Below are 23,881 nucleotides of genomic sequence, written 5' to 3' on the forward strand. Positions count from 1 at the left end.
CTATGCTTTTCCCATTATTTAAATATCTTGAGTCTATTGATTTCCCGGGGGCGGGAATGTTTCAGTATATTTCTTTCAGGTCGGGGATGGCGGTCATTTTTGCCTTGCTGATCGGAACGATATTTGGAAAAATAATTATCAGGCTGTTACAGCGTCAACAGATCGGTGAGGTGGTTCGTGATCTGGGGCTTGAAGGACAATACCAAAAAAAGGGGACGCCTACGATGGGAGGTCTTATCATAATTACTTCAATATTAATTCCTGTATTGTTGTTCGGAAAGCTGGATAATGTGTATGTGTTGTTAATGATTACCACCACGATTTGGTTAGGTTTGGTCGGTTTTATTGACGATTACATTAAAGTTTTCAAGAATAATAAAAAGGGCCTTGCCGGCGGTTTTAAAGTGGTGGGGCAGGTTGGCTTAGGACTAATTGTGGGCTTAACTTTATTTTTCAGTGATGATGTGGTTGTGAAAGTTGAAGTTCCTGCGAGTGAAGAGATTCAGCAAGTCCAAACCCCAAATATGGAAAAGAGGTCTGAGGTGACCTACGTTAAGACGCCTGTTACCAATGTTCCTTTTTTTAAGAATAATCGGTTTAATTACAAATCTTTAATATGGTTTTTGGGAGATAACGCCGAATATTGGGGTTGGGTTATTTTTGTTTTGGCTGTTATTTTTATTACCACAGCGGTATCTAACGGTGCCAATATTACTGACGGGCTTGATGGTTTAGCCACGGGGACTTCGGCAATTATTGGTGCTACCCTTGGTATTCTGGCCTATGTTTCCAGTAACACCATTTATGCCGAATACCTAAATATAATATATGTTCCTCATACCGAGGAATTGGTTGTCTTTATGAGTGCTTTTATTGGTGCAACCGTCGGCTTTTTGTGGTACAATTCATTTCCTGCCCAAATATTTATGGGGGATACCGGAAGTCTGACCATTGGAGGAATTATTGCGGTGTTTGCCATTTTAATCAGGATGGAATTGCTTATTCCCATATTGTGCGGAATTTTTCTGGTAGAGAATATCTCTGTTATGCTTCAGGTGAGCTATTTTAAGTATACCCGTAAAAAATATGGAGAAGGAAGACGAATCTTTAAAATGGCTCCGTTGCATCATCATTATCAGTTAAAAGGATATCCTGAATCAAAAATAGTGACCCGGTTCTGGATTGTGGGAATTATTCTGGCGGTGTTAACAATAGTTACTTTGAAAATACGATGAAGATGGAGAATGAGCTGGTTGTATTAGGTGGGGGCGAAAGTGGAACAGGCGCTGCTCTTTTGGCTAAATCCAAAGGAATGAGGGTTTTTGTGTCCGACAGTGGTGCCATCAAACCGGGATTTTGCGAGGAGATGGACCAGGCGGGGATTGAATATGAAAGTGGAGGACATACCGAAGAGCGTATTTTGAGAGCTTCGGAGGTGGTGAAAAGTCCCGGTATCCCAGGATATTCTCCACTGGTCAGGAAGATCAGGGAACGTGGGATTCCTGTTCTTTCCGAAACCGAATTTGCATGGCGTTTTTCAAATGCGAAAATGATAGGTATTACCGGAAGTAATGGGAAAACCACTACCGCCATGTGGACCTATCACCTGATGAAAAAAGGGGGGGTGAACGTGAAACTGGCAGGAAATGTGGGTATTAGTCTGGCCCGCCAATTATTGGCCGGTGATCCCGATTATTTTGTGCTGGAGTTAAGCAGCTTTCAACTGGAAGAGATGTATGATTTTAAGTGTGATACGGCCGTTATAACCAATCTGTCGCCAGATCATTTGGATCGTTATGATTATCGGTTTGAAAAGTATGTAGATGCTAAGTTTCGGATTTTGAATAATCATGATGAAAACAGTGTTTTTATTTTTAATGCCCATGATAAAGAAACGATGAAACGCTTGCGTTCCATGGAATATCCGGGGCATCGGTTGCCTTTTGCGTATGATCATGTTTATGGGCGTGGCGCTTGCGTAGAAAATGACCTGTTGATTGTGAACAGTGCCCAATCCCGGTTTACTTTTCCGCTTTCGGAAATTCCTGTTGCGGGGAAACATAATATTTTCAACGGTATGGCTTCTGCTTTGGCGGCGCTTAGTGTTGGAACATCTGTGGATGCCGTGAAAGAGGGATTGAAAGATTTTAGTGGAGTGGAGCATCGGTTGGAAAATGTGGATGAAATTAACGGGGTACTCTACATCAATGACAGTAAAGCTACCAATGTTGATTCTGTTTGGTACGCTTTGGAGTGTATGGAGAAGCCGGTGATCTGGATTGCAGGAGGGACAGACAAGGGTAATGATTACGCTCCATTGGAAGAGTTTGTGGTTCAAAAAGTAAAAGTCCTTATTTGTTTGGGGGTTGATAACCGTAAGCTGGTATCATCTTTTAAGGGTAAAATCCCGGAAATTTTGGAAACCAAATCTATGAAAGAGGCGGTTCGTCTTGCCAAAACAAAGGGGAACCGGGGAGACATAGTATTGTTGTCGCCGGCTTGTGCGAGCTTTGATTTATTTAATGATTATCAGCATCGGGGACGCATGTTTAAAGAGGAAGTGAATAATCTTAAAAACGATTATGAGTAGTTTTGTTCGTAAATATATCAAGGGTGATCAGAATCTGTGGGTGATCATTGTTTTCTTGTCACTGGTATCGTTGCTGACGGTTTACAGTGCCACAGGAAGTCTGGCCTATAGAACTCAGGGTGGGAATACGACCTATTTTATGTTTAAACAACTCTCATTTTTGTTGATTGGAATATCATTGATTGTTTTGGTGCATCATATTCCGTATAAGTATTTTGTTATTTTTAGTTTACCGGCTCTTTATTTTTCCATATTGATGCTGATTGTAACTTTTTTTGCGGGCAGAAATCTGAACGAGGCGAGTCGATGGCTTGAAGTGCCCGGAATTGGATTGAGCTTTCAACCATCGGAGATGGCCAAGCTGGCATTGATTGTTTATGTGGCCAGGGTTTTGGCACAGCATCAGGATGAAAAAGAGCCCACCTATGGGGCGTTTTGGCCCATAATGATTCATACGGGCATTGTGTGTTTACTGATTTTTCCCGAAAACCTTTCTACCTCACTATTGTTGGGTGGGGTGGTGATGCTTATGATGTATCTGGGACGTGTCCCTTTTAAATATCTTTTTTTAACAGGATTTGCAGGATTATTTGTGGTGAGTCTGGTGTTGATTCTTGCAATGAATGATATTGTATTGATAGATAGAGCGGAAACTTGGGCTGCCAGGGTAGAAGCTTTTTTCGACAAGGATGCTGTTGGAAACGAATATGGGAATGATTATCAGGTTACGCAATCGAAAATAGCCATTGCCACCGGTGGTTTTTTTGGCAAGGGACCGGGGAACAGTGATCAGCGTAACTTTTTACCGCATCCCTACAGCGATTTTATTTTTGCCATCATAGCAGAAGAATTCGGACTGTTGGGCGCAGGTCTGGTTCTTGGGGCCTATTTTTTTCTGTTGGGAAGAATCGGGGTGTTGGTCCGGAAATGTAACCGTACCTTCCCTGCCTTTATGGTTCTTGGATTAGGTTTGATGTTGGTAATACAGGCTTTTGTTAATATGGGGGTTGCCGTTGGTATTTTCCCGGTTACGGGGCAACCTTTGCCGCTGGTAAGTATGGGGGGGACATCCATCTTGTTTACCTGTCTGGCGTTGGGCGCAATTCTTAGTGTCAGCCGTCATTACCAAAAGCAGGACAAAAAAACAGAGGATGATGAAGTCCTGCCACAGGATAATGCGCGATAGTCAACAACAGGATGGATGGACGAGTTTCATACATCCAATTACTTAAGTGAATTTTATACGGATGAATAGGAATAAATTGAAATGGGGAATAAAATAAAAATAATCATTAGTGGAGGTGGAACGGGCGGGCACGTCTTTCCCGCAATTGCCATTGGAGATGCGCTAATGAGACGCAATCCGGCAGCTCAAATACTTTTTGTGGGTGCGTTGGGGCGTATGGAGATGGAAAAGGTTCCGGAAGCGGGTTACAAGATTGAGGGTTTACCTGTGGCGGGCTTTCAGCGTCGGTTGACGTTTAAAAATGTCACCTTCTTTTTTAAGTTGGCTGCCAGTATGATAAAAGCCAGAAGAATAGTTAGAACCTTCCAGCCGGATGTGGTGATTGGCGTAGGAGGTTATGCCAGCGGCCCGGTGTTGAAGGCTGCGGCCGCAGCAGGAGTGCCGACACTTATTCAGGAACAAAACAGCTTTCCGGGCGTCACCAATAGAATATTGGCAAGGAAAGCCAAAACGATATGTGTGGCCTATCCCGGTATGGAGCGTTTTTTCCCGGCCCCACGTATTGTATTGACCGGAAATCCTGTTAGAAAGAAATTGCTGGAGCCTGTCGATCGCAGGGAAGCCTTCCTGAAATTGAATCTGGATCCGGAGAAAAAGACACTTTTGGTTGTAGGAGGTTCCTTGGGAGCCGGAAGTATCAATAATGGTATTCTGGAACATTTGGAGGATATTATGAGTTTAACCGATGTTCAGTTGTTGTGGCAATGTGGAAAGTATTATTGGGATGATTTAAAAAAGCAGCTGAGCGCTAAAAATTTGGAGAATGTTAAGGTGGCGCCATTTCTTAAAAATATGGAAATGGCTTATGCGGTGGCAGATGTGGTGATATCAAGGGCTGGTGCAGGAACCATCAGTGAATTGGCGTTGTTGGGGAAAGCTTCTATTTTGGTGCCCTCGCCCAATGTTTCTGAAGATCATCAAACAAAGAATGCCATGTCGCTGGTAAAGGAGGGAGCCGCCTTAATGGTAACCGACCGGGATGCGGCTCGTCAATTGGTTCCGGAAGCACTCTCTTTGCTGAGAAATGAAGCTGAAAGACAACAATTGGAAATAAAAATAAAGGAATTTGCTTTGCCCGATGCTGCAGAGAAAATAGCCCAAGAAATAGAAAAATTATCCGAATCATAGTTAATGAAGATATTTGATACATATTCCCGAATCTACTTTGTAGGTATAGGAGGCATTGGAATGAGTGCTCTGGCAAGGTTTTTTTATTCTGTCGGACGTCAGGTGGCAGGCTATGACCGTGTTCAGAGTAGTGTTACCGATGCTTTGATCAGGGAGGGGATCAGTGTGGTATGGGATGATGGAGTGGCTGCACTTCCCCCGGATTTTAGAGATCGGTCCGGAACGTTGATCGTCTATACGCCTGCGGTTCCGGATTCGCATCCTCAGCTTCAATGGTTTCGAGGTCATGGCTTTGAAGTGATGAAGCGTTCCAGGGTATTAGGTATGATTACGGAAGGGATGAAATCGATCTGTGTGGCTGGGACGCATGGTAAAACGACCATTTCCACACTGACAGCATTTTTGTTATCCCGGTGCAAAATAGGTGTCAACGCTTTTTTGGGTGGTATCTCGAAGAATTTTAATACCAACTTTGTAGGGAACAGTCGTTCGCCATTGGTGGTTCTGGAAGCTGATGAGTTCGATCGTTCTTTTTGGCAACTTAGTCCTACTTTGGGCTTAATTTCATCCATGGATGCAGATCATCTAGATATTTATGGAACATTTGAGGAAGTGAAAAAGGGGTTTGCAGGTTTTGCGCAGAGGATAAAGCCTAATGGTTATTTACTTTTAAAATCGGGTCTGGAGATCCCGGAAAATCTTGCGGCCGGAGTTCGGACATTGACCTATTCCCTTGGCGGAAATGCCGATTATTCGGCCATTCATATTGAAGAAATTGATGGATATTATACCTTTGATTTGAAAACCCAAGAAGGGGTTTTGCCGGGATTTAAAATGGGGGTCCGCGGTCTGCTGAATGTGGAAAATGCAGTTGCGGCATTATCACTGGCTCTCATAAGCGGCGCTCAATATGAAGAGTTAGTGGATGCTTTGCCGCAATTTAAAGGAATAGCCCGACGTTTTGATATGTTTATCAATAACGACAGTTTGGTGTATATCGATGATTATGCACATCATCCTCAGGAGATAAAAGCAACATTGGAAAGTGTTCGACATCTTTGGAAGGGAAGACGCGTGACAGGGGTTTTTCAACCTCACCTTTTTTCACGCACACGTGATTTTGCCGGGGCGTTTGCCGAAGCACTCAATGAAGGGTTGGATCAAGTGGTCTTGTTGCCGATATATCCGGCACGGGAGGAGCCTATACCCGGAATATCCAGTGAAACCATTGCTCATTTTATGGAGCCTAATAAATGTCATCTGGTAGAAAAAAACGAACTGATCCCTGTTTTGAACCGTCTGCAACCTGAAGTTCTGGTAACCATGGGAGCCGGAGATATTGACAGATTAGTTCCCGGAATTTGCGAATGGGGAGAGAATTATTGCAAATCCAAACAGCGTATATGAACATTATTTTACGATGAAGAACGTGAAAAAATCTTTACTTTGGGGCTTATTGCTTTTATATTTCCCGGTGATGCTCGGACTGGTGGGGCGTCATCACCAAAAGTTGGTCTGTTCTGAAGTGGAAGTTAATGTTCTCGACAGTTTGAAGAATGGGTTTGTCCAACCCCACGAGATAAAAAATGCGGTACTGGGGAAATTTGATGGAATTTTGGGTGAACCCATAAATGCTTTAAAGTTAAACGAAATAGAAACATTTGTGGAAAAACATCCGGCGGTATATAATTGTGAGGTTTACAATACGATAGAGGGGATATTGAAAATTGATTTGATACAACACAAGCCTCTCTTCCGGGTATTTGAAAAGGGACGTTCTTATTACATCGATGAGTACGGCAATGAAATGCAATTATTCGATAACTATACCGCCAGAGTAATGATTGTGAGCGGCGTCATTGAAGGTCAATTGGACCATTTAATATATCTTGCCCGTCTTTTTCGGAAAGATCTGTTCTGGACGGCTCAAATTGAGCAGGTGTATATTAAGAAAAATGGCGATTATGTGCTGGTTCCAAGAGTGGGAGATCATTTGATTCTGTTGGGGCCGCCCGAAAGAATAGATGAAAAAATGAGAAATCTGAAAGCGCTTTACAAACAGGGGTTATCGCCCAGAGAGTGGAACAAGTATAAGGTAATAAATTTAAAATATAAAGGACAAGTACTTTGCTCGAAAAACAGGAATTTATGAGTCAGGAATTAAATGTTATTTCAGCTATAGACATCGGCTCTACCAAGGTGGTCGCCGTTGCAGGCCGCAAGCACCCTAACGGAATGCTGGAAGTATTGGGCGTTGAGAAGGTGCCCTGTGCCGGGGTCAAACGAGGTGTTGTTCTGAATATAGATGAGACGGGGAAGGCAATTCAACAAGCTGTCTTTGCTTTGGAAGATCGTCTTGGTATTAAATTAAGTGATGTTTTCGCCGGAGTCAGCGGGCAGCATATTCGAACCATGGGCAATCGCTGCTACAGATTTATAAAAGGTGGAAGTGTTATTAATACTTTTGACCTGGAACAGTTGTTACAGGATAGCTATCGCATCGTGCTGGAACCTGATGAGAAAATTTTGCACGTTGTCCCACAGGACTATATTGTTGACCATGAAAGCGGAATCAAAGAACCGGAAGGATATTCCGGGCAAAAAATTGAAGGTAACTACCATGTGGTGATCGGTCGTAACTCTGCTATAAAAAATCTGGAAAAGTGTATTGAGCGGGCCGGCCTGCGCCTGAATGGTCTTATCCTTTCTTCTTTGGCTTCGTCCGGATCTGTCCTTTCGGAAGAGGAAAAAGAGGCAGGTGTGGTTATGGTGGATATTGGAGGAGGGACCACTGATTTGGCCTTGTTTCATGATGGAGTGTTGCGCCATACCGCCGTTATTCCATTTGGTGGAAATGTGATAACAAGTGATATAAAAGAAGGATGTGCCGTGTTGCAAAAGCAGGCAGAAGCCTTAAAAATGCGTTTTGGATCAGCACTGGGGACGCTCGCAAGAGAAGATGCGGTGGTCTCCATTCCCGGAATTCCCGGATGGGAACCAAAGGTGATCTCATTTAAAAGCCTTGCCTGTATTATTCAGGCCAGAATGGAAGAGATCATTGAACTTATTATTCATCATGTGGAACGTTCCGGTTTTTATGAAAAACTCGGTGCCGGTATTGTTCTCACGGGAGGAGGTGCCAATCTTCATCATTTGGCCGAACTGACCAAATTAAAAACAGGGCTGGATGTGAGAATCGGAACTTCTGCAAGAGCCTTTACCAACGGGGAGAAGAAAGCTCTTTCTGATCCTTCGCTTGTCACAGCCATCGGATTGATGATATCGGCAGGGAAGTATCCGGGTAGCGGTATGATAACACGGGAGCAGGTCCTCTTTGAGGATATGCAAACCGAAGAAGATATATCCGGGAAAAAGAAAAAAACTTCCGGAAACAAATCCAGAAAATCCAAAAAAACTAAAAAAGCAGAATTTACGGGTGACCTTTTCGAAAAGTTACAGCGCAACTTTGCAAGCATCTTTGACGAAAGGGATACCGAAATGTGATCCTGCCCCATTTGAAAGGAGGTAACCATGATTGATGATCTGATGAACTTTGATATGCCGGACAATCCTGATAGTATAATAAAAGTGGTGGGTGTTGGAGGAGGTGGAAGCAATGCGGTAAATTATATGCATAGTTTGGGCATCAAGGATGTAACCTTTGTGGTTTGCAATACCGATGCGCAGGCTTTGGCCAATAGTCCCGTACCAGTAAAAATACAACTTGGAGCCTCGCTCACAGAAGGTCGGGGGGCTGGCAATAAACCCTTGAAGGGACGTGAAGCTGCCATTGAAAGCCTTGAGGTGATACAGAAAGTCCTGGAAGATAATACTAAGATGGTCTTTATTACCGCAGGTATGGGAGGCGGAACCGGAACCGGAGCAGCCCCTGTTATTGCCAAAGCAGCCCGGGAAATGGGCATTCTGACGGTGGGGATTGTTACCATTCCCTTTAAATTTGAAGGTTGGGTCAGAATTGAACAGGCACTTAACGGAATTGCCGAAATTGAAAACCATGTCGACTCATTGCTCATTATTAACAATGAGAAGCTGCGGGAAATGTATGGTGATTTGAAAGTGAGTGATGCCTTTTCTCGTGCAGATAATGTATTGGCAACCGCTGCAAAGGGGATCGCGGAGATTATTACGGTTCACGGTTATATCAACGTTGACTTCGCAGATGTGGAAACCGTGATGAAAAACAGTGGCGTTGCTTTAATGGGGTCGGCCACAGCCGGAGGACAGGATCGGGCCATTGATGCCATTCAGGCCGCTTTGGAGTCGCCATTGTTGAACAATAATGATATCAGGGGGGCTAAAAATATTTTGCTCAATATAACTTCCGGAACGGATGAAATTACGATGGATGAAGTTGGGGTAATTACCGACTATGTCCAGGAACGGGTGGGATCTTCAGCATCTATTATCTGGGGATCGGGAACCGATGAACGATTAAATGATGAGGTCGGTGTCACCATTATTGCCACCGGATTTGCTTCGGGCCATATTATTAACAAGCAGGAAAAACCGGTCGAAAAGAAGGTGGTAACCCGTTTTACGATGGATGAAGAGGGCAATGTTAATGATGAGGAAGAAGCCTCTTTCGATAATATGGAATCTTCGGAAGATGAGGAAGCCCGAGTCGTTGACTTTGATGAAATAGAACGTGAAAAAGAACGCCAAATTGAATGGTTATACGGTGAAAACACCAAAACTGAGGAAGGTACAGAGTCTGTCAATGATGAAGAACTTTTGTCCTGGGCGTTAGACAGCAATAATAAGGATGTAAAGCCCTTGTTTCAGTATGGTTCGGCTGCTGCGCTGACACCTGAAGAAATGAATGATGAGAAACTGATTGATGAGATGGAAAGCATTCCTGCCTATAAGAGGAGAAATGTCTCTATCGAGGATAAAAAGCCCCGTCAATCCGGTAAGGTTGCCGACCCTTCCGGACAAAAGGTATCTCGTTTTACCCTCTCAGGAGGAAAGGATAATCCGCGCATCAGCGACAATAATCCTTATTTGCACGATAATGTGGATTAATCCATGCATCTTGCATGAAATGTTAAACAAAGAATTTTAGATATGAGCTTAATTGACAAAATTACAGATGAGATTAAGAGTGCCATGAAGGCACGCGAAAAAGTGAGACTGCAAGCTCTTAGAAGTATCAAGAAAGAGTTGCTGGAAGCCCGCACCGCAGCTAAAGCAGGGGGCGAAATATCGGAAGAGGAAGAAATAAAAATTCTTCAGAGGATGGTGAAACAAAGAAAAGATTCGGCCAATATCTATTCGGCCCAAGGACGTGCTGATCTTTATGATAATGAAATGGCTGAGGCGGATGTGATTGCCGGATTTCTGCCCGCACAGTTGAGCCCCGAAGAGATGGAAAAGGAACTTAAAAGTATTATTGATGAAGTGGGGGCCCGGTCGATGAAAGACATGGGAAAAGTGATGGGGATAGCTGCCAAAAAACTGGCCGGAAAAGCGGATGGAAAGGATATCTCAGATACCGTGAAACGGCTTTTGGCGGAGGGATAACCACCGCTTTTTTTGTCATCTGCCAACTCTCTTTTGGGGGAAGTGCTATTTTAATGGACAAAAGTACGGTGTGCTTTGCCACATTTTAGCGTCGGTACGACGACATTTGTGTATTATTTCAGACCATTTTACTGAGGAAACAATCAAATAAAAAAGCCCCAATTTTGGGGCTTTTTTATTTGATCTCTATATTGTTTAGAAGTCGTTCTTCTAATAAAAGTTAGAACGATTGTCAATGATTTCTGCCTTGTCGCGAATGGTCGGAAGCAGCTGATAGCTTACTTTTTGGTTTAATAAGCTTTTTATTTGAAGCTTAATCTGTTCCTTGTCTGTTTCCGATTCTTCTTTGTTGGTGACCTGAACCAAGTAAACACCATTATTCCCTGCAGCGGGTTCTGAAACCTCATTTAAGGGCGAATAAAGGGCAAGAGCGACCAGTGAAGGCTCGGTACCGGCACCTGTTATCTGGAAGGTATTAAAGGTTACGTCTGACGCCGTTAGTACTTCACTTTCCAGTGCATTCGCAATTTCTTCCAGTGATTTGCCACTTTCTTTTTGGTCTTTAAGTTCTGCAATCAGTTTCTCTTTTTTCTTTTCGTTGATTAACTGACGTTCAATTCTGTTTCTTACAGCGCTCAGCGGCATAATCCCTTCCTCTGTGATGTTAGAAAGCACTGCAATGACAAATTGATCTCCGAATTCAAAGATTGGCGAAAGATCGCCTTCTTCGGCTTCAAAAGCCCATTTTACCAACTGACGAGGTGATTCAAGATTACCTACAAAGCGGTCATTTTTCTGAAGATTACGGCCATATTTTTTCACCAGGTTTTGTTCTTCAACTGCGGCGTTGAATTTTTCCTGAGTGTTGTTTAATGCCGCAAAACGTGTTGCTTCAGAATAGATATCCTGATAGGTTTTGGAACTGTAGGTGACTTCACGTCCCAATGTGGCCAGTTGATATTTTGTGGTGGGTTTTCCCTTATCCTGAATGTGGATGATGTGTAACCCAAAATTGGTGTTGGCTTTGACAATATCGCCTTTCTTTCCGAAGAAGCAGGCATCGTTGAAGGCCGGAACCATTTGTCCTTGTTGGAACCATCCCAAATCTCCACCGTTGATGGCCGACCCCTGGTCTTCTGAGTATTGTCTGGCCAATTCGGCAAAATCCGCTCCATTGTTTAAGAGATTTATTAGGCTGTCAGCCATTTGATTGGCTTCGTCCGGATTTTGAGGGTTGATGCGTAACAGGATATGACGCGCCTTTACTGAGTCAGGAAGCTGAGCTACATCTACCAGGCGTGTCAATTTATAAGTATTGTTCTCGAAATAGGGACCGTAAACATCTCCTTCAGAAGCCGACAATACGAAATCCCGAATTTCAGGTTCCAAGGCTTCCGGCTTTAAATAAAGGGGATTGAAGGGGATATCTGAATTGTTGGTTACGAACTGTTGCGGATTGATATCGGGTGAACTGAAATCTTTTTTCATGTCGAGAATCAGTTCTTGCGTGCTTTGACGATCCTCTTCCGTGGGCTCTACATCAAAAGTGAGGTATTCAATGTCTCGGCTGGCCGATTGTTTGAAATGATCCTTATTATCATTGTAATAAGCTTTGATTTCACTTTCGCTAACAGCTACCTCCTCGTCAGGAACGGTAGCTAGTCTTTTAACCACAAAATTGAAATCCACTTTTTTAGACATGGCCTCAGCTTCGCTTTCAACCCATTGGTTGGTGGCATAGAAGCCTTTTTGAAAAAGAGTGGAATATTTAGTGTACAATCGATCATTAATGAGCTGGTCTTCAACAAAACTCCAGTAAAAATTGGCCGTTGGGTCATATTGTTTCGATTTTAGAAACCTGATAACCTGCTCTTTGTCAAATGCTCCCGTTTGAGGGTTACGGAAGAGCTGAAGGATCATCGGGTGAACTCTCGATCCGGTCACCATATCCAGCAATTCTGCGGGGGATACTTCTATGCCCAGTTCTTCATACTTTTTGTTTAATAGGATTTCATTGACCATTTGATTCCAGGCCTGGTCTCTTAAGCGGTTTACCATTTCTGCTTCCAGCGATGATTGGCCTGAGTTCAGTTTGGCATATTCTTCCATTTCTGATACACGGGCCTGAAAGTCCTGAATTGATACCGATTCTCCATCGATTTCAGCAACCATCATTTGCGCTCTTCTAAAAATGGATGTCCCTGAACTTAAAAGGTCTGTCAATATGAAGGCTAATAAGGCGAGGCCAATTAATACGGCTACTAAAACGCCTCCTTTGCTTCTGATTCTCTCTAAAGTTGCCATTCGGTTACAAATTAATATTGTTTTTAAAAATCAGGTCACGAATATACAAAAAAATGGACAATCTCTTTTCTTAAAGTAGGTGCAGTATGAATTTTAGAATCGATATAAAAATTGATTCCGAATCTATTCGTCCTGTTTTATGACAGTTACAAGTTCAATTTTTGAACTGCTGGCTTCCAAAATTTGAATTTCAAATGGAGCGATCCATATTTTTTCGCCCTCTTTGGGGATGGACTCGTTGTAGTTGAGGATCATTCCTGCCAGCGTCTCATAATCGTCGGAGACAGGAAGACCCAGCTGATATTTTTCGTTGAGGTAATCTATTTCCAAACGACCCGAAAATTTATAAGTACGATCATCTATCTTTTTTTCTTCCAAATCGGAAATGTCATGTTCGTCATTAATTTCCCCGAATATTTCTTCCAAAATATCTTCCAGCGTAATGATTCCGGCTGTGCCGCCAAATTCATCCACCACCAGCGCGATGCTTCGATGTTCTTTGGTGAATAGTTCCAAAAGCTTGTTGGCTGTCATGGTCTCCGGAACAATACTTATCGGATTGATAATGTTCCGAAGCTTTTTGGGATTTTTAAAAAGTTCCGAGACATGGACATAGCCGATAATATTGTCAATGTTTTCTTTATAAACCAATATTTTGGAATGACCACTTTCTATGAACTTTTGACGGAGGATTTCCAAACTGTCTTCAATTTCCACTGCTTGCAAATCGGTGCGGGGAATCGTACATTCCCGTACCTTTAGAGAGGAGAAATCCAGGGCATTTTTGAGGAGTTTAACTTCTTGCGGGACCTCTTCATCGGCTTGTGAATTCTCGTTATGTTCGGACAGAAGGTCGTCAAAGTCCAGTCGGCCGATGACCAAATCTTCGGTTCTTTTTCGGTTGGCCGGGCCGCTGATTTTTCGTATCAAATAATTGGATATGCCGTGTGTGAATTTGGATATGGGATAAAACAATCCGTAGACCAAAGAAAGCGGTATTCCAAAGATGTTTAAGGTGAAAATGGGATTTATCCTGAAAATTATTTTAGGTAAAAATTCGGCAGTAATCAGTATGATTAATGTTGAAAAGAGGGTTTGAAGAAGCAAAATGCCAAAATCGGAGCTGACATATCTGGCGATAAAGGGCTCAAATAGTCGGGCGGTATAGATTCCATATATTACCAGCGCAATATTGTTGCCGATAAGGATGGTGGTTATAAACATTCCCGGCTTGCGAAGAAAAACATCGATTATTTTAGCCAGGCGTGGGTTCTTTTTCCGGTTTAATTCTATGAGTAATTTGTTAGCGGAAAGGAATGCCATTTCGCTTCCGGAAAAAAATGCTGAAACTAATATGGTAACAGTTATTACGGGTAAATATTCCATTGTTTGTGAGACAGCTTACTTCGTGGCAAGATAATAAAAACTACGGAATCTTGTTTTTATTCATTCAGCAGCAATTAAAAAAAACTGTTTTTTAGCTTTGAGGAGATGATATTTTGAAGGTGAAGGTGGTTGCTTGAAATTCCTTCTGGCTCCAATGGACGTTTTATACATGCACTTTTGTGATTTTATTCAGCCTAATATTCCAACTGTTAACCTAATAGTAGAAACGTCGTTGATATTTACACCTCTGTTTTTATTCAAAAATGTTGTTGTTACAGATTTTCTTCGTCAACCGATAATATGCCACTGATATTTTTTATGGTATAATTTTCAAATTTTTCATCCGACTCAAATCCGTAGCCGGTTAATATTTCGGTATCGGTGGTAATTTTAATAAACTCATCCGAATAAATGATGTGTTTTTTGGTATCCCAGAACAATTGTTCAGTATTGATAACTTCATTTTTGAAATTTACCGCTTCCACATTGTTTTGAAGTTCCCAGAGGTCTTCTTTTTCATGATAGACCGCATAATTGCTCTTGATTTGAGCGTCAATTTCTCCTTTTGCATTGTAAACGATAAGATGAAGTCCAAGCGGAAATTCGGTGTACGGTTTTTCTCTGTTTTTATATTGGTTCATCTCCGGGGTGATAAACCGATAAGCCACTTTCCCTGAATCCGTAATTACGCTTTCCAAGTTATTGACCGACAGGGAAGGAAAATTGTCTTCATCGACTACGGCTTTGATCTCTTCCGGAGTGTTGGACTGACAGGAGGATATAAATGCGATAACAGCAAGCAATATAAAATTGCCTGCTGTTAAATATTTATTTGTTAAGAATTTTGTTTTCATGATCTCTCTCTATCGAGCCGATCTTACCGAGGTTCTTTCACCAATCCATCCACCAACGGTATAAGCTGCACCCTCTTCCAGACCTTGGAAAAATATTTCGTCCGTTTTCGGGAAATGGTTGCTATAGGCATTGATCAATTCGTTGGCTTCAGCAACGGCTTCCGGATCTACAGATTTGGCTTTGACAAACTTATCTACGGCAGCCCAGTATGCTGTTTTGTGTTCAAAATCGTTGCTTCCAACACTGTTGGCTGAGGCCGCATACGCTTTACCAATAAGAATGTACGGTTTTCCCCAGTTGGGGTTATTTTCTATTGCTTTCAAGGCATTGGCACGTGCCGATACATAATTTTTCCCGGCCAAATGAACAAGCCCTAATTGGTAGTAGTAGTCTGCTTTTTTCTCTTTGTTTTCCTCCAGACTAATGGCCTCTTCATAATATTTTATGGCATTTGCGGATTCTCCTGATTTCAGATATCTCCTGGCCAATCCGAATGCTGCAGAGCTGCTAGGCTCTATGCGATAGAGATATTCCGATACTTTGAATAGCAAATCCATATCGTCACATAGGGCGTTGGTCAATAAACGATTGACGCGTTTCAGCCATTCCAGATCCTCTTTGTGTTCTTCCACTTGTGGTGAATAGATGTTATCCAGGGTTTCGCAACTGGCCACTCCGCTACCGGCAAATACATCTTCCAACTGACCGGATAGTTTGGTATACATTTTTTTGTATTTGGCCATTTTGGGATCTGCAATAAGCTTGTTTATCTTTTCTGAGACATCAATATAATTATTGACCACCTCTTCGCCGGATATTTCTTCATCTTTCCACATGGCAATGGAAGTCGTGATATAGAGGGCGAACGCTGCCGGTTGATATTTGGCGCCACCATTGGCGACGGCATCAGACAGCAATTGATAGGCCTGTTTTTTATAGGCGGGATCAGATTTTTTGTATTCCAGAATATCTATTGCCTTGGTGGCTTTAATATAAGGAACTCCATAGCGGGAGTGATTGCCAAAATATTTCATCCGTTGGTCATAAACCTTCATTAACTCCTGGAAGAAGGCTTCTTTCTTGGATTCATCCTCGGCATTTTTGATCTTGTGTGTTAATATGTCCACTCCGTCGGTATAGAGGCGACGAGTAGACAGCGGACATTCGTTAAAGGCGATCTCCCAGTAGGGATAGGCATCATCATACAGCTCTTGTTTTGCCAATTCAGTGTACAAAGACAGATTTTTCAGACACCGGATGCTGTCTTCTCCATGTCCGTACTTCGAACCGTCTTCTACCCCTTTTTGTGCATAGATCTGGGGCATGGAAATTAAAAATCCTAATACTATTATTGTAAATGCTTTCATGTGAAAAAAATTTTATTAAAAAAATAAAATCAGCTTATAATTCCCCTCTCTTATCTGTTGAAAACTTATAATTATAAACCGATTGTTATTTGTCTTCTTCGTGTTTGAATATGGCTTTTTTGATAAACAGCGACAAAGATATTAAAATTATATGAACCTTATAAAGATTGAAATGGCTTAATCGAATTTACGTTGGATAAACCAGAACTCGTGAAAGGTGAAATTCAACGATATTTTGGCGTAATTTTCATTAATGTCCAAATTCCCCGACGGTTTAACCGTGCCGTATTCAAAGGCTATGTTGACCGATGTTTTTGTTCTGTTTAATGGTAGTCCTAGACCAAAAGTTATGCCAAAGTTTTTGAGGTCGTTGTCGTTAATCATTATGTATTGGTCACCATAGTGAATGCCAGCGCGGTATCTTATGCGAGAAAGATAATTGGTGGACCGGAAATTGGGGATAATTTCAGCTCCTGCCGAAAATCTAGAGTTGTTTTTGGTCTGTGTCAAACCATCGGGAAAGTTTATCTCTCCCCAGTTCGAGAGAACATAATCGGCCGATAAGGTTAGGAAGTCGCTCTTGGAATAAGAGAGCCCGAATCCAACGGATCTGGCCATTTCAAAGCCCGAAACATCAAGCGTGTCGGAAGCTTCCGGGATGATGTAATTGCTGGAAAAGAGTTTGCCGTCTTCTGCATAATCCAACCCTTTCGCTGCTGTTCGTTGGAAATCTCCGCCGATTTCGCTTTGAGGACGGAATGTTATACCTGCTGTAATCTGGTCTGTTTCATTGATTTGGTGGCTGAATTGTGCGCCGAAATCCAAGAAGAAGTCACTGGCGTGCATCTCGTTTTGTAAGCCATACTTATAGGCGTTATCATCCTCACTGAATTCGATAAAGGTGGTATGGCGCAAGTTCCCAAAAAGATAGGTGGCATGCATTCCCAACGATAACTGGGGTATCACTCGAATGGACAATCCTCCGTAGGCGGCTGAAAGGTTGCCTGTTCCCACAGCTCGGGTGGTGGAAGTATTGTCAGAAAATTCAAATTTATAGCCGGCATTGGAAAAGGGTCTTAACCCCAACGAAGTTTTGATGTTTTTTGAGAGGGAAAACCCCATTGCAAAATAGCTGAAATCAATGTTGTTGTATTTTTCCTGACCACCGGTCGATTCAAAGGTTTGGGAATTTCCGGTGAGGCCTGTTTCGAAATAGAACGACATGGTGTCTATCGCCGAATAGGAAGCAGGGTTTAGAAAATTAATATGTTCATTGGTTCTTATTCCAATTCCTGAGTGCCCCATTCCGGTATTTTGCCCATAGCCGTAGGTGTTGAGTTCGCCAACGCCATATCGGGATAGGGGGGAATAGGTCCTTTTTTGTGCGAAGGTTGCCGAAGTGGTCACGAGGACTAGTAGCAAAAAAGAGTATTTGAAAAGTTTATGCATCGTATTCCAATATTCTGTTAAGTCCGTATAATACTAAATTTGGATGTACAAAGATGATATTTTTTGTGTAGGTAACAAAAAAATCTGCGTCACCTCCTGTCATGATGGTTTTGATATCAGGGTATTGTTGTCGGGTTCTTTCGATGTAGGCATCGATCTCTAAGGCAATGCCGTTTTGTACCCCCGATCTGATGGCTTCCTCTGTTGATCTTCCCCAAAAATCCGAACGGCCGGGTTCTATTTTGGGGAGTCCTTTGGTAAATTGGTGCAAAGCCATAAAGCGCATATGAATTCCCGGGGAGATGTTGCCGCCAACAAATGTGTTATTTACCACCAGATCAAAGGTGATGGCCGTACCGGCGTCAACCACCAACAGGTTTTCTTGTGGATATAATGTTAGTGCGCCGGCAATGGCGGCCAGCCGATCTAACCCTAATGTCTCGGGTGTTTTATATTGGTGTCTGAAGGGGAGAGGGGTGGTATGATCCAATAGGTGGAAAGGAATTTTCTGCGATTGGAAATATTGTTCAATAAGTTTCGTTTCTTTGGTTACAGATGATAGGATCACTTTATTGGGTTGATGAAGCCGGTAAAGTTCACTTATCTTTTTTTGGTCAGGAAAAATTAGCTTGTAAGTGGCAATTAAATTGCCCTTATCAAAAAATCCCATTTTGATGCTGCTGTTTCCCTGATCAATTGCTAAATTCATAAGCTCAAATTGTATGGATTAAATGCAAAGTTATTCCTTTCTTGCAAATTGCAGAGAGGGATGCGTAAAATCCGAGTCTTTAGCCGTATAAAAATTTTTAAGGGCCGAATGAATTTTGCATGGTAGTTCTTAAGTGGCTCTGTAGTAATATGCTTAACCATGCTTTGTTGATTCGTAATGAATTGTTTAGCCCTTTTTTACCCCCGGATTCGTGCATTGATCTGTTGACGCGTAACTGGATATCAATAATCTAAAATGGATTAGTGGTGTTCGTTCCAAAAATTATACCATACTATGCGAAAAGTTTTAATAGTTGAAGATGATCGATTTATATCAGCCATATTTTCTTTGTTTTTAAAGGATTTAGGCTTTGAAATTATCGGAAGATGCAAAACCGGTGAAGAAGCATTGGAGATGGCCAAAGAAAATTCACCGAATATTGTTCTGATGGATATTCATCTTGAAGGGGAGGTCGACGGAATTGAAGCTGCCGAAACCATTCAGAGGGAATATGAAATACCGGTTATTTTTGTTTCCAGCGACACCAGTACCGAAGTAATAGAACGGGCTGTTATCTCCAATTCGTATGGATATCTGGTTAAACCCATCACAAAAAAGGAGCTGGCCATTACCATGGAGTTGGCCTATTATAAACATAAAGCCGATCTGGATCAAAAACGCAGAGAGCAAAGTTTTCGGGACTATATCTCCAAAGCACCCATCGCTATTGCCATAGTTCAAAAGGGGATCATTCGTTATCTGAACAATCTGGCGCTCGATCTTTTCAAAACTCATTATATGGAAGATATGGTCGGCTCGGATTTTATCCATTTTGTGGATGAGAAGTTTGTGCCTGTCCTTCAACGAAGACTTGACGAAAATCAATGCGATGAGATTCAACCCTTCCACATCATTATTAAAACTTTTCACCAAAAGGCATTGAAAGTCTTTGTGCATGCCTCACGCATTACGTTTAACGGTGAAGCGGCATTTCAACTGGTGCTGGTGGAAGTATCCGGTTATCTGGGACAGATTGATGAATTGAAAAAATGGCGCGAAGCAGCATTGTCGGGTATGGGGGCCGTGTTGCTTGTCAACAATATGTTTGAGGTGCTGGATTATAATCCGGCTTTTCGGGAATATGTCTCACCGGCCTTTGATATGCGCGGCCATTCTGTTTTTTCGCTTCGCCCATGGATGAGTATAGATCGTGGGGCTCTGGCCAATATATTCAATCGGAAAGATGACTCTACAGTTAATTTAACCATAGAAACCACTTCCTATCATTTAAAATGTATTGGCTTCGTATTGAGCAATGGCGATGGTGAGCCGGAAAAAATTATCATTGTTCTCAAAGAAGCTGTGGATAAGCATAACGGATGATGGGGGCCTTAAGCAGCCGTTATCTCATCCAGCAATTTTTTCAAAGTTTGAACATTGTCTGCCTTTTTGATTTTAAGAATCAATCTTTCTCCTTTTTGTTTCATCTGAAAATCTTTTGGATGATTTTGTACCCAGCTTAGGATCTTTCCAAAGCATTCGGACTGATAAAACCGGGAGCCGGGATTGTCCACAAAATAGAGCCGCGCAGTATGGTTTTTAAGGATAAGCTTTTCGATTCCCATCGATTGGGCTTTTATTCTTAATCGGACGATGTGTAGCAAGGACAATGCAGGAGCCGGGATGGGGCCGAACCGGTCTTTGAGCTTGAACTCGAAATCTTTAAGATTATCTTCGTTGTCGATATTGTCCAGTTCTCTGTAGAGGTCCATTCTTTCGGCTGTGTTGGAGATGTAGTCGTCGGGGATTCTGACCTCTTCATCGGTTTCGATTTGGCAATCCTGAACAAAGGACTGCACCGCTGCACCCGGTTTAACATCCTCTTTAAAGAGATCGGGGAATTCGTCCTCCCGAAGTTCCAGCATGGCTTCCTGCAGGATTCGTTGATAGGTTTCATAACCGATATCGGAAATATAGCCACTTTGTTCGGCCCCCAGCAAATTGCCGGCACCACGAATGTCCAAATCCTGCATGGCAATATTAAATCCGCTTCCCAGTTCCGAGAATTCTTCTATGATGCGGAGTCTTCTCCGGGCATCCTGGGTGAGCGTCGTCAGAGGGGGAGCCAGCAGATAGCAGAACGCTTTTTTGTTGGAACGGCCAACCCGACCTCGTAGTTGGTGGAGATCGCTCAGACCAAAGTGGTGGGCATTGTTTATGATAATAGTATTGGCGTTGGGGATATCCAGCCCGGACTCAATGATGGTGGTGGCAATCAATACGTCGTACTCTCCGGCCATGAAATCGAGCATGATCTTTTCCAGTTTTTGCCCCTCCATTTGTCCGTGCGCCACTACGGTTCTTACTTCCGGCAGCCAGCGGTTGACGGCTTGCTCCAGTTCGTAAATGTTTTGTACCCGGTTGTTGATGAAGAATACCTGACCATTGCGTTCCAATTCATAGGTGATGGCTTCTTTGATGATGGTCTCGTTGAATACATGGAGTTCCGTGATGATTGGGTGGCGGTTGGGTGGCGCTGTGTTCAAGATGGATAAATCGCGGGCACCCATCAATGAAAACTGAAGGGTTCGCGGAATCGGGGTCGCCGTAAGTGTTAATGTGTCTACATTGACCTTAAGCCGCTTCAGCTTTTCTTTTACTGCTACGCCAAAGTGTTGTTCTTCGTCGATGATCAGTAATCCCAGATCTTTAAATACGACATCTTTACCTGCCAGTCGGTGCGTCCCGATGACGATATCGACCTTTCCTTCTTTCAATTCAGATATTACCTTTTTGGTTTGGGATGTTTTCCGCAGTCGGCTGATATATTCTACTCTGCATGGAAAGTCTTTGAGTCGATCTTTAAATGTTTGGTAATGCTGAAGTGCCAGAATGGTTGTGGGCACCAAAACTGCCACCTGCTTGCTGTCGCTCACCGCTTTAAAGGCGGCTCGGACGGCCAGTTCTGTTTTTCCGAATCCCACATCACCGCATACCAATCTGTCCATGGGCGTTTTATCTTCCATGTCTTTTTTTATGGCCAGAGTCGCCTTGTTTTGGTCGGGGGTATCTTCAAAAATAAAGGATGCCTCCAACTCTTTTTGCATAAAGGAGTCGGGCGAAAAAGCATATCCGGGCTGTGCCTTCCGTGCGGCGTATAGGGCAATGAGCTCACGGGCAATATCTTTTACCTTCTTTTTGGTTTTTTCTTTGGTGCGTTGCCAGGCCCCGGTGCCCAGCTTGTTGATGCGTGGCGGCTCCCCGTCTTTGCCTTTAAACTTGCTGATGCGATGCAGGGAGTGAATGTTGACCAATATGACGTCGTTGTCCTTGTAGATCAGCTTGATGACTTCCTGCTTCTGACCGTTGACTTCGGTGGTGACAAGTCCCCCGAAACGACCAATTCCATGATCGATGTGCACCACGTAATCGCCCGGATTCAGCCGGGTCAGCTCTTTGATCGACAAGGACTGACGGGCCGCTTTGGCTTTGTCGGTGCGCAGAGAAAATTTATGATAGCGGTCGAAAATCTGGTGATCGGTATAAACACAAATTTTCAGATGATGATCGATGAAGCCGCTGTGTAATGTGCGGTTTATTTCCGTGTAGGCTATTTGTTTTCCACGATCTTCAAAAATTTGTTTCAAGCGTTCCAGCTGACGTGGATTGTCGGAAAGTATATAAATTTGGTAACCTTCTTCCTGTTTGTTTTGAAGATCGGCTTCCAGCAGGTCAAAGTTCTTTTTAAAAACCGGCTGGGGGCTAGTTTCGAAGGTTATCGACTTGTGTTGTTCCGTTGTTGGTTCCCGCCCCCAGATTATTTTAGGATTTCGTGCCAACCCTTTTTCCAGCATTTCCGGATTGGTCAAATCCTCTGCCGAGGGAATATCCTGTGGATTTTCGTCTTCTTCCTTTTGTTGTTCATTTTTTTGTACCACTCGATTATAAATATCCTTCACCTTCTCCATGATCTGATGGGGCGATTCCATCCATACCCGAGTGGCGGAAGAAAGAAATTCGGGAAGTGATAGGTAATGGGCTTCCGATGGGGGGGGATCCGATAAGTTAGGATAGATGGAAACCGATGACAGACGCGTCCGTGAAAGCTGGCTCTCTATATCGAATGTTCGAATGCTTTCCACTTCATCGCCGAAAAAGTCCAGCCTGATAGGGTCCTCCCCGGCGTAGGAGTATACGTCGATAATGGAGCCGCGAATGGAATATTGGCCGGGCTCATAAACAAAGTCCACTCGCTGAAAACCGATGTCCTGCAAGAACTCTGTGACGAAAGTCAGGTCCAGCTTATCGCCTGCTTGGATGGTCATCGATTGCCCTTCCATATCGGTTGGGGAAGGCACCTTCTCTAAAAGCGCTTCTGAGTAAGTGACCACAAGGCATTTTTCGGAACTTTTCTGAAGTTGTTCCAATGCTTTGGTGCGGAGAATAACATTACTGCCGTCGGTTTGTCCAAAGGCAGGCGAACGTTTATAACTGGAAGGAAAAAAGAACACGGACGATTCTCCCGCCAACTGCATCAAATCGTGATAAAAGTAGGCCGCGTCTTCTTTATCATATAAGACAAACAGGTGTTTTTGCCGGCCTGCTTTCATGGCAGCCACCAATGCTGCCGATGAACCCGAAAGCCCCTTCAAATAAAGGTCTTCTTCCGACGATGCCAGCCAATCCTCAAGCTCTTTTAGTCCGGGATGTTCTTTAAAATTTTGTAATAACGTGCTCCACTCCACTGGATAAAATTTTTGCAAAAGTAGTTATTCTTAACGCAACGACGCCATGACGCTGAGGGTTTTTGAGAGAAATAGAGGTAAATGGACCGTGAATGGCAAGGATGCTCACCTCAAGGGAAACACCCATAAACTGATTCATCCGGATTTTATCTGGCCATTAATTTAAGTGAAATTCAATTTGAATAAGTGTGTAATGGTTAAAGAAAAAAAGGCGGTAAATCGTAAGCAGGTTTCGTTCTCTGCTTTTTTTTGTGCACGGAGTACAATTATACTTGTCATCAAAAAGCTTTTGCGATTGGTGTATTAACGACAGGTGGTGTCGGGCGCATTTTTGCAGCTTGGGCCGGCGATTTATTGGGAGGACCTGCCGGGGGGGTCGTGGCACTTATTATAGGTGCTGCATTAAATACCTTGGTTCGTTGATTTTGTAGATGTCTTTTATTTTATTTGTGAATATCTGTTTTTTAGATAGGGATAGAGAATATGGCTTTCTTAGAGTGCCCATTTATGTGATTGTATATTTAATGTCAATCTTAATTGAAATGTTGAAATAATTCTGAA

17 protein-coding genes are annotated in these 23,881 nt (G+C 42.9%); 10 read left to right on the forward strand and 7 right to left on the reverse strand.

Annotated features, from left to right (window positions below; all coding sequences use genetic code 11):
• Nucleotides 1-2 precede the first annotated feature (2 nt).
• The 9 genes from mraY (at nt 3) to ACT29H_RS10745 (ending at nt 10,505) form a co-directional block, all read left to right on the forward strand.
• Nucleotides 3-1,235 (forward strand): phospho-N-acetylmuramoyl-pentapeptide-transferase, encoded by a 1,233-nt coding sequence (gene mraY / locus ACT29H_RS10705; protein WP_444821625.1) that lies wholly within the window; start codon nt 3-5, stop codon nt 1,233-1,235.
• Complete coding sequence (gene murD / locus ACT29H_RS10710) at nt 1,232-2,590, forward strand: UDP-N-acetylmuramoyl-L-alanine--D-glutamate ligase (protein WP_444821626.1); 1,359 nt, start codon at nt 1,232-1,234, stop codon at nt 2,588-2,590. Before mraY ends, murD begins: the two co-directional genes overlap by 4 nt.
• Nucleotides 2,583-3,776 (forward strand): FtsW/RodA/SpoVE family cell cycle protein, encoded by a 1,194-nt coding sequence (locus ACT29H_RS10715; RefSeq protein ID WP_444821627.1) that lies wholly within the window; start codon nt 2,583-2,585, stop codon nt 3,774-3,776. The genes murD and ACT29H_RS10715 overlap by 8 nt, the downstream gene beginning before the upstream one ends.
• An 81-nt stretch (nt 3,777-3,857) precedes the next feature.
• Nucleotides 3,858-4,964, forward strand: coding sequence for an undecaprenyldiphospho-muramoylpentapeptide beta-N-acetylglucosaminyltransferase (gene murG / locus ACT29H_RS10720; protein ID WP_444821628.1), 1,107 nt, complete (start codon nt 3,858-3,860; stop codon nt 4,962-4,964).
• 3 nt (nt 4,965-4,967) lie between these two features.
• Nucleotides 4,968-6,371, forward strand: coding sequence for a UDP-N-acetylmuramate--L-alanine ligase (gene murC / locus ACT29H_RS10725; protein ID WP_444821629.1), 1,404 nt, complete (start codon nt 4,968-4,970; stop codon nt 6,369-6,371).
• A 13-nt stretch (nt 6,372-6,384) separates the two neighbouring features.
• Nucleotides 6,385-7,116 carry a cell division protein FtsQ/DivIB gene (locus ACT29H_RS10730; RefSeq protein ID WP_444821630.1) on the forward strand — a complete coding sequence of 244 codons (732 nt, stop codon included), beginning with the start codon at nt 6,385-6,387 and terminating at the stop codon, nt 7,114-7,116.
• On the forward strand, nt 7,113-8,468 hold the full coding sequence (ftsA, locus tag ACT29H_RS10735) for a cell division protein FtsA (protein ID WP_444821631.1): 1,356 nt from the start codon (nt 7,113-7,115) through the stop codon (nt 8,466-8,468). The genes ACT29H_RS10730 and ftsA overlap by 4 nt, the downstream gene beginning before the upstream one ends.
• Before the next feature lie 27 nt (nt 8,469-8,495).
• The gene (gene ftsZ, locus ACT29H_RS10740) at nt 8,496-10,007 is read left to right on the forward strand and encodes a cell division protein FtsZ (protein ID WP_444821632.1); all 1,512 of its coding nucleotides are present in this window, start codon (nt 8,496-8,498) and stop codon (nt 10,005-10,007) included.
• A 42-nt stretch (nt 10,008-10,049) separates the two neighbouring features.
• On the forward strand, nt 10,050-10,505 hold the full coding sequence (locus ACT29H_RS10745; RefSeq protein WP_444821633.1) for a GatB/YqeY domain-containing protein: 456 nt from the start codon (nt 10,050-10,052) through the stop codon (nt 10,503-10,505).
• A gap of 210 nt (nt 10,506-10,715) precedes the next feature.
• Here the strand turns inward: ACT29H_RS10745 and ACT29H_RS10750 are convergent, their stop codons facing one another.
• The 6 genes from ACT29H_RS10750 to ACT29H_RS10775 form a co-directional block, all read right to left on the reverse strand.
• Entirely contained in the window at nt 10,716-12,809 is a 2,094-nt protein-coding gene (locus tag ACT29H_RS10750; protein WP_444821634.1) for a SurA N-terminal domain-containing protein, read from the reverse strand.
• A gap of 123 nt (nt 12,810-12,932) precedes the next feature.
• Entirely contained in the window at nt 12,933-14,195 is a 1,263-nt protein-coding gene (locus ACT29H_RS10755; RefSeq protein ID WP_444821635.1) for a hemolysin family protein, read from the reverse strand.
• A 272-nt stretch (nt 14,196-14,467) separates the two neighbouring features.
• Nucleotides 14,468-15,049, reverse strand: a complete 582-nt coding sequence (gene lptC / locus ACT29H_RS10760; RefSeq protein WP_444821636.1) for an LPS export ABC transporter periplasmic protein LptC — start codon at nt 15,047-15,049, stop codon at nt 14,468-14,470.
• A 9-nt stretch (nt 15,050-15,058) separates the two neighbouring features.
• Complete coding sequence (locus ACT29H_RS10765; RefSeq protein ID WP_444821637.1) at nt 15,059-16,417, reverse strand: tetratricopeptide repeat protein; 1,359 nt, start codon at nt 16,415-16,417, stop codon at nt 15,059-15,061.
• Nucleotides 16,418-16,594: 177 nt separating this feature from the next.
• The gene (locus ACT29H_RS10770) at nt 16,595-17,839 is read right to left on the reverse strand and encodes a hypothetical protein (RefSeq protein WP_444821638.1); all 1,245 of its coding nucleotides are present in this window, start codon (nt 17,837-17,839) and stop codon (nt 16,595-16,597) included.
• A gap of 19 nt (nt 17,840-17,858) precedes the next feature.
• Nucleotides 17,859-18,575, reverse strand: coding sequence for a type III pantothenate kinase (locus ACT29H_RS10775; RefSeq protein WP_444821639.1), 717 nt, complete (start codon nt 18,573-18,575; stop codon nt 17,859-17,861).
• Between the two features lie 294 nt (nt 18,576-18,869).
• Between ACT29H_RS10775 and ACT29H_RS10780 the strand changes: the two genes are divergently transcribed.
• Complete coding sequence (locus ACT29H_RS10780) at nt 18,870-19,958, forward strand: response regulator (protein ID WP_444821640.1); 1,089 nt, start codon at nt 18,870-18,872, stop codon at nt 19,956-19,958.
• Nucleotides 19,959-19,966: 8 nt separating this feature from the next.
• On the opposite strand, the gene mfd is transcribed toward ACT29H_RS10780, so the two are convergent.
• Nucleotides 19,967-23,320, reverse strand: coding sequence for a transcription-repair coupling factor (mfd, locus tag ACT29H_RS10785; protein ID WP_444821641.1), 3,354 nt, complete (start codon nt 23,318-23,320; stop codon nt 19,967-19,969).
• Between the last annotated feature and the right edge of the window lie 561 nt (nt 23,321-23,881).

The sequence above is a fragment of the Thermophagus sp. OGC60D27 genome (genome assembly GCF_052400625.1).
In the GTDB taxonomy this organism is placed as follows: domain Bacteria; phylum Bacteroidota; class Bacteroidia; order Bacteroidales; family Marinilabiliaceae; genus Thermophagus.

Excerpts from the sequence above, each read along its gene's own strand:
- ACT29H_RS10715 (WP_444821627.1), top strand. The coding sequence starts at position 2,583 with ATGAGTAGTTTTGTTCGTAAATATATCAAGGGTGATCAGAATCTGTGG.
- ACT29H_RS10755 (WP_444821635.1), bottom strand. The coding sequence starts at position 14,195 with ATGGAATATTTACCCGTAATAACTGTTACCATATTAGTTTCAGCATTT.
- murC (WP_444821629.1), top strand. The coding sequence starts at position 4,968 with ATGAAGATATTTGATACATATTCCCGAATCTACTTTGTAGGTATAGGA.
- ftsZ (WP_444821632.1), top strand. The coding sequence starts at position 8,496 with ATGATTGATGATCTGATGAACTTTGATATGCCGGACAATCCTGATAGT.
- ACT29H_RS10750 (WP_444821634.1), bottom strand. The coding sequence starts at position 12,809 with ATGGCAACTTTAGAGAGAATCAGAAGCAAAGGAGGCGTTTTAGTAGCC.
- lptC (WP_444821636.1), bottom strand. The coding sequence starts at position 15,049 with ATGAAAACAAAATTCTTAACAAATAAATATTTAACAGCAGGCAATTTT.
- murD (WP_444821626.1), top strand. The coding sequence starts at position 1,232 with ATGAAGATGGAGAATGAGCTGGTTGTATTAGGTGGGGGCGAAAGTGGA.
- ACT29H_RS10745 (WP_444821633.1), top strand. The coding sequence starts at position 10,050 with ATGAGCTTAATTGACAAAATTACAGATGAGATTAAGAGTGCCATGAAG.
- ACT29H_RS10775 (WP_444821639.1), bottom strand. The coding sequence starts at position 18,575 with ATGAATTTAGCAATTGATCAGGGAAACAGCAGCATCAAAATGGGATTT.
- mraY (WP_444821625.1), top strand. The coding sequence starts at position 3 with ATGCTTTTCCCATTATTTAAATATCTTGAGTCTATTGATTTCCCGGGG.
- ftsA (WP_444821631.1), top strand. The coding sequence starts at position 7,113 with ATGAGTCAGGAATTAAATGTTATTTCAGCTATAGACATCGGCTCTACC.
- murG (WP_444821628.1), top strand. The coding sequence starts at position 3,858 with ATGGGGAATAAAATAAAAATAATCATTAGTGGAGGTGGAACGGGCGGG.
- ACT29H_RS10765 (WP_444821637.1), bottom strand. The coding sequence starts at position 16,417 with ATGAAAGCATTTACAATAATAGTATTAGGATTTTTAATTTCCATGCCC.
- ACT29H_RS10730 (WP_444821630.1), top strand. The coding sequence starts at position 6,385 with ATGAAGAACGTGAAAAAATCTTTACTTTGGGGCTTATTGCTTTTATAT.
- ACT29H_RS10780 (WP_444821640.1), top strand. The coding sequence starts at position 18,870 with ATGCGAAAAGTTTTAATAGTTGAAGATGATCGATTTATATCAGCCATA.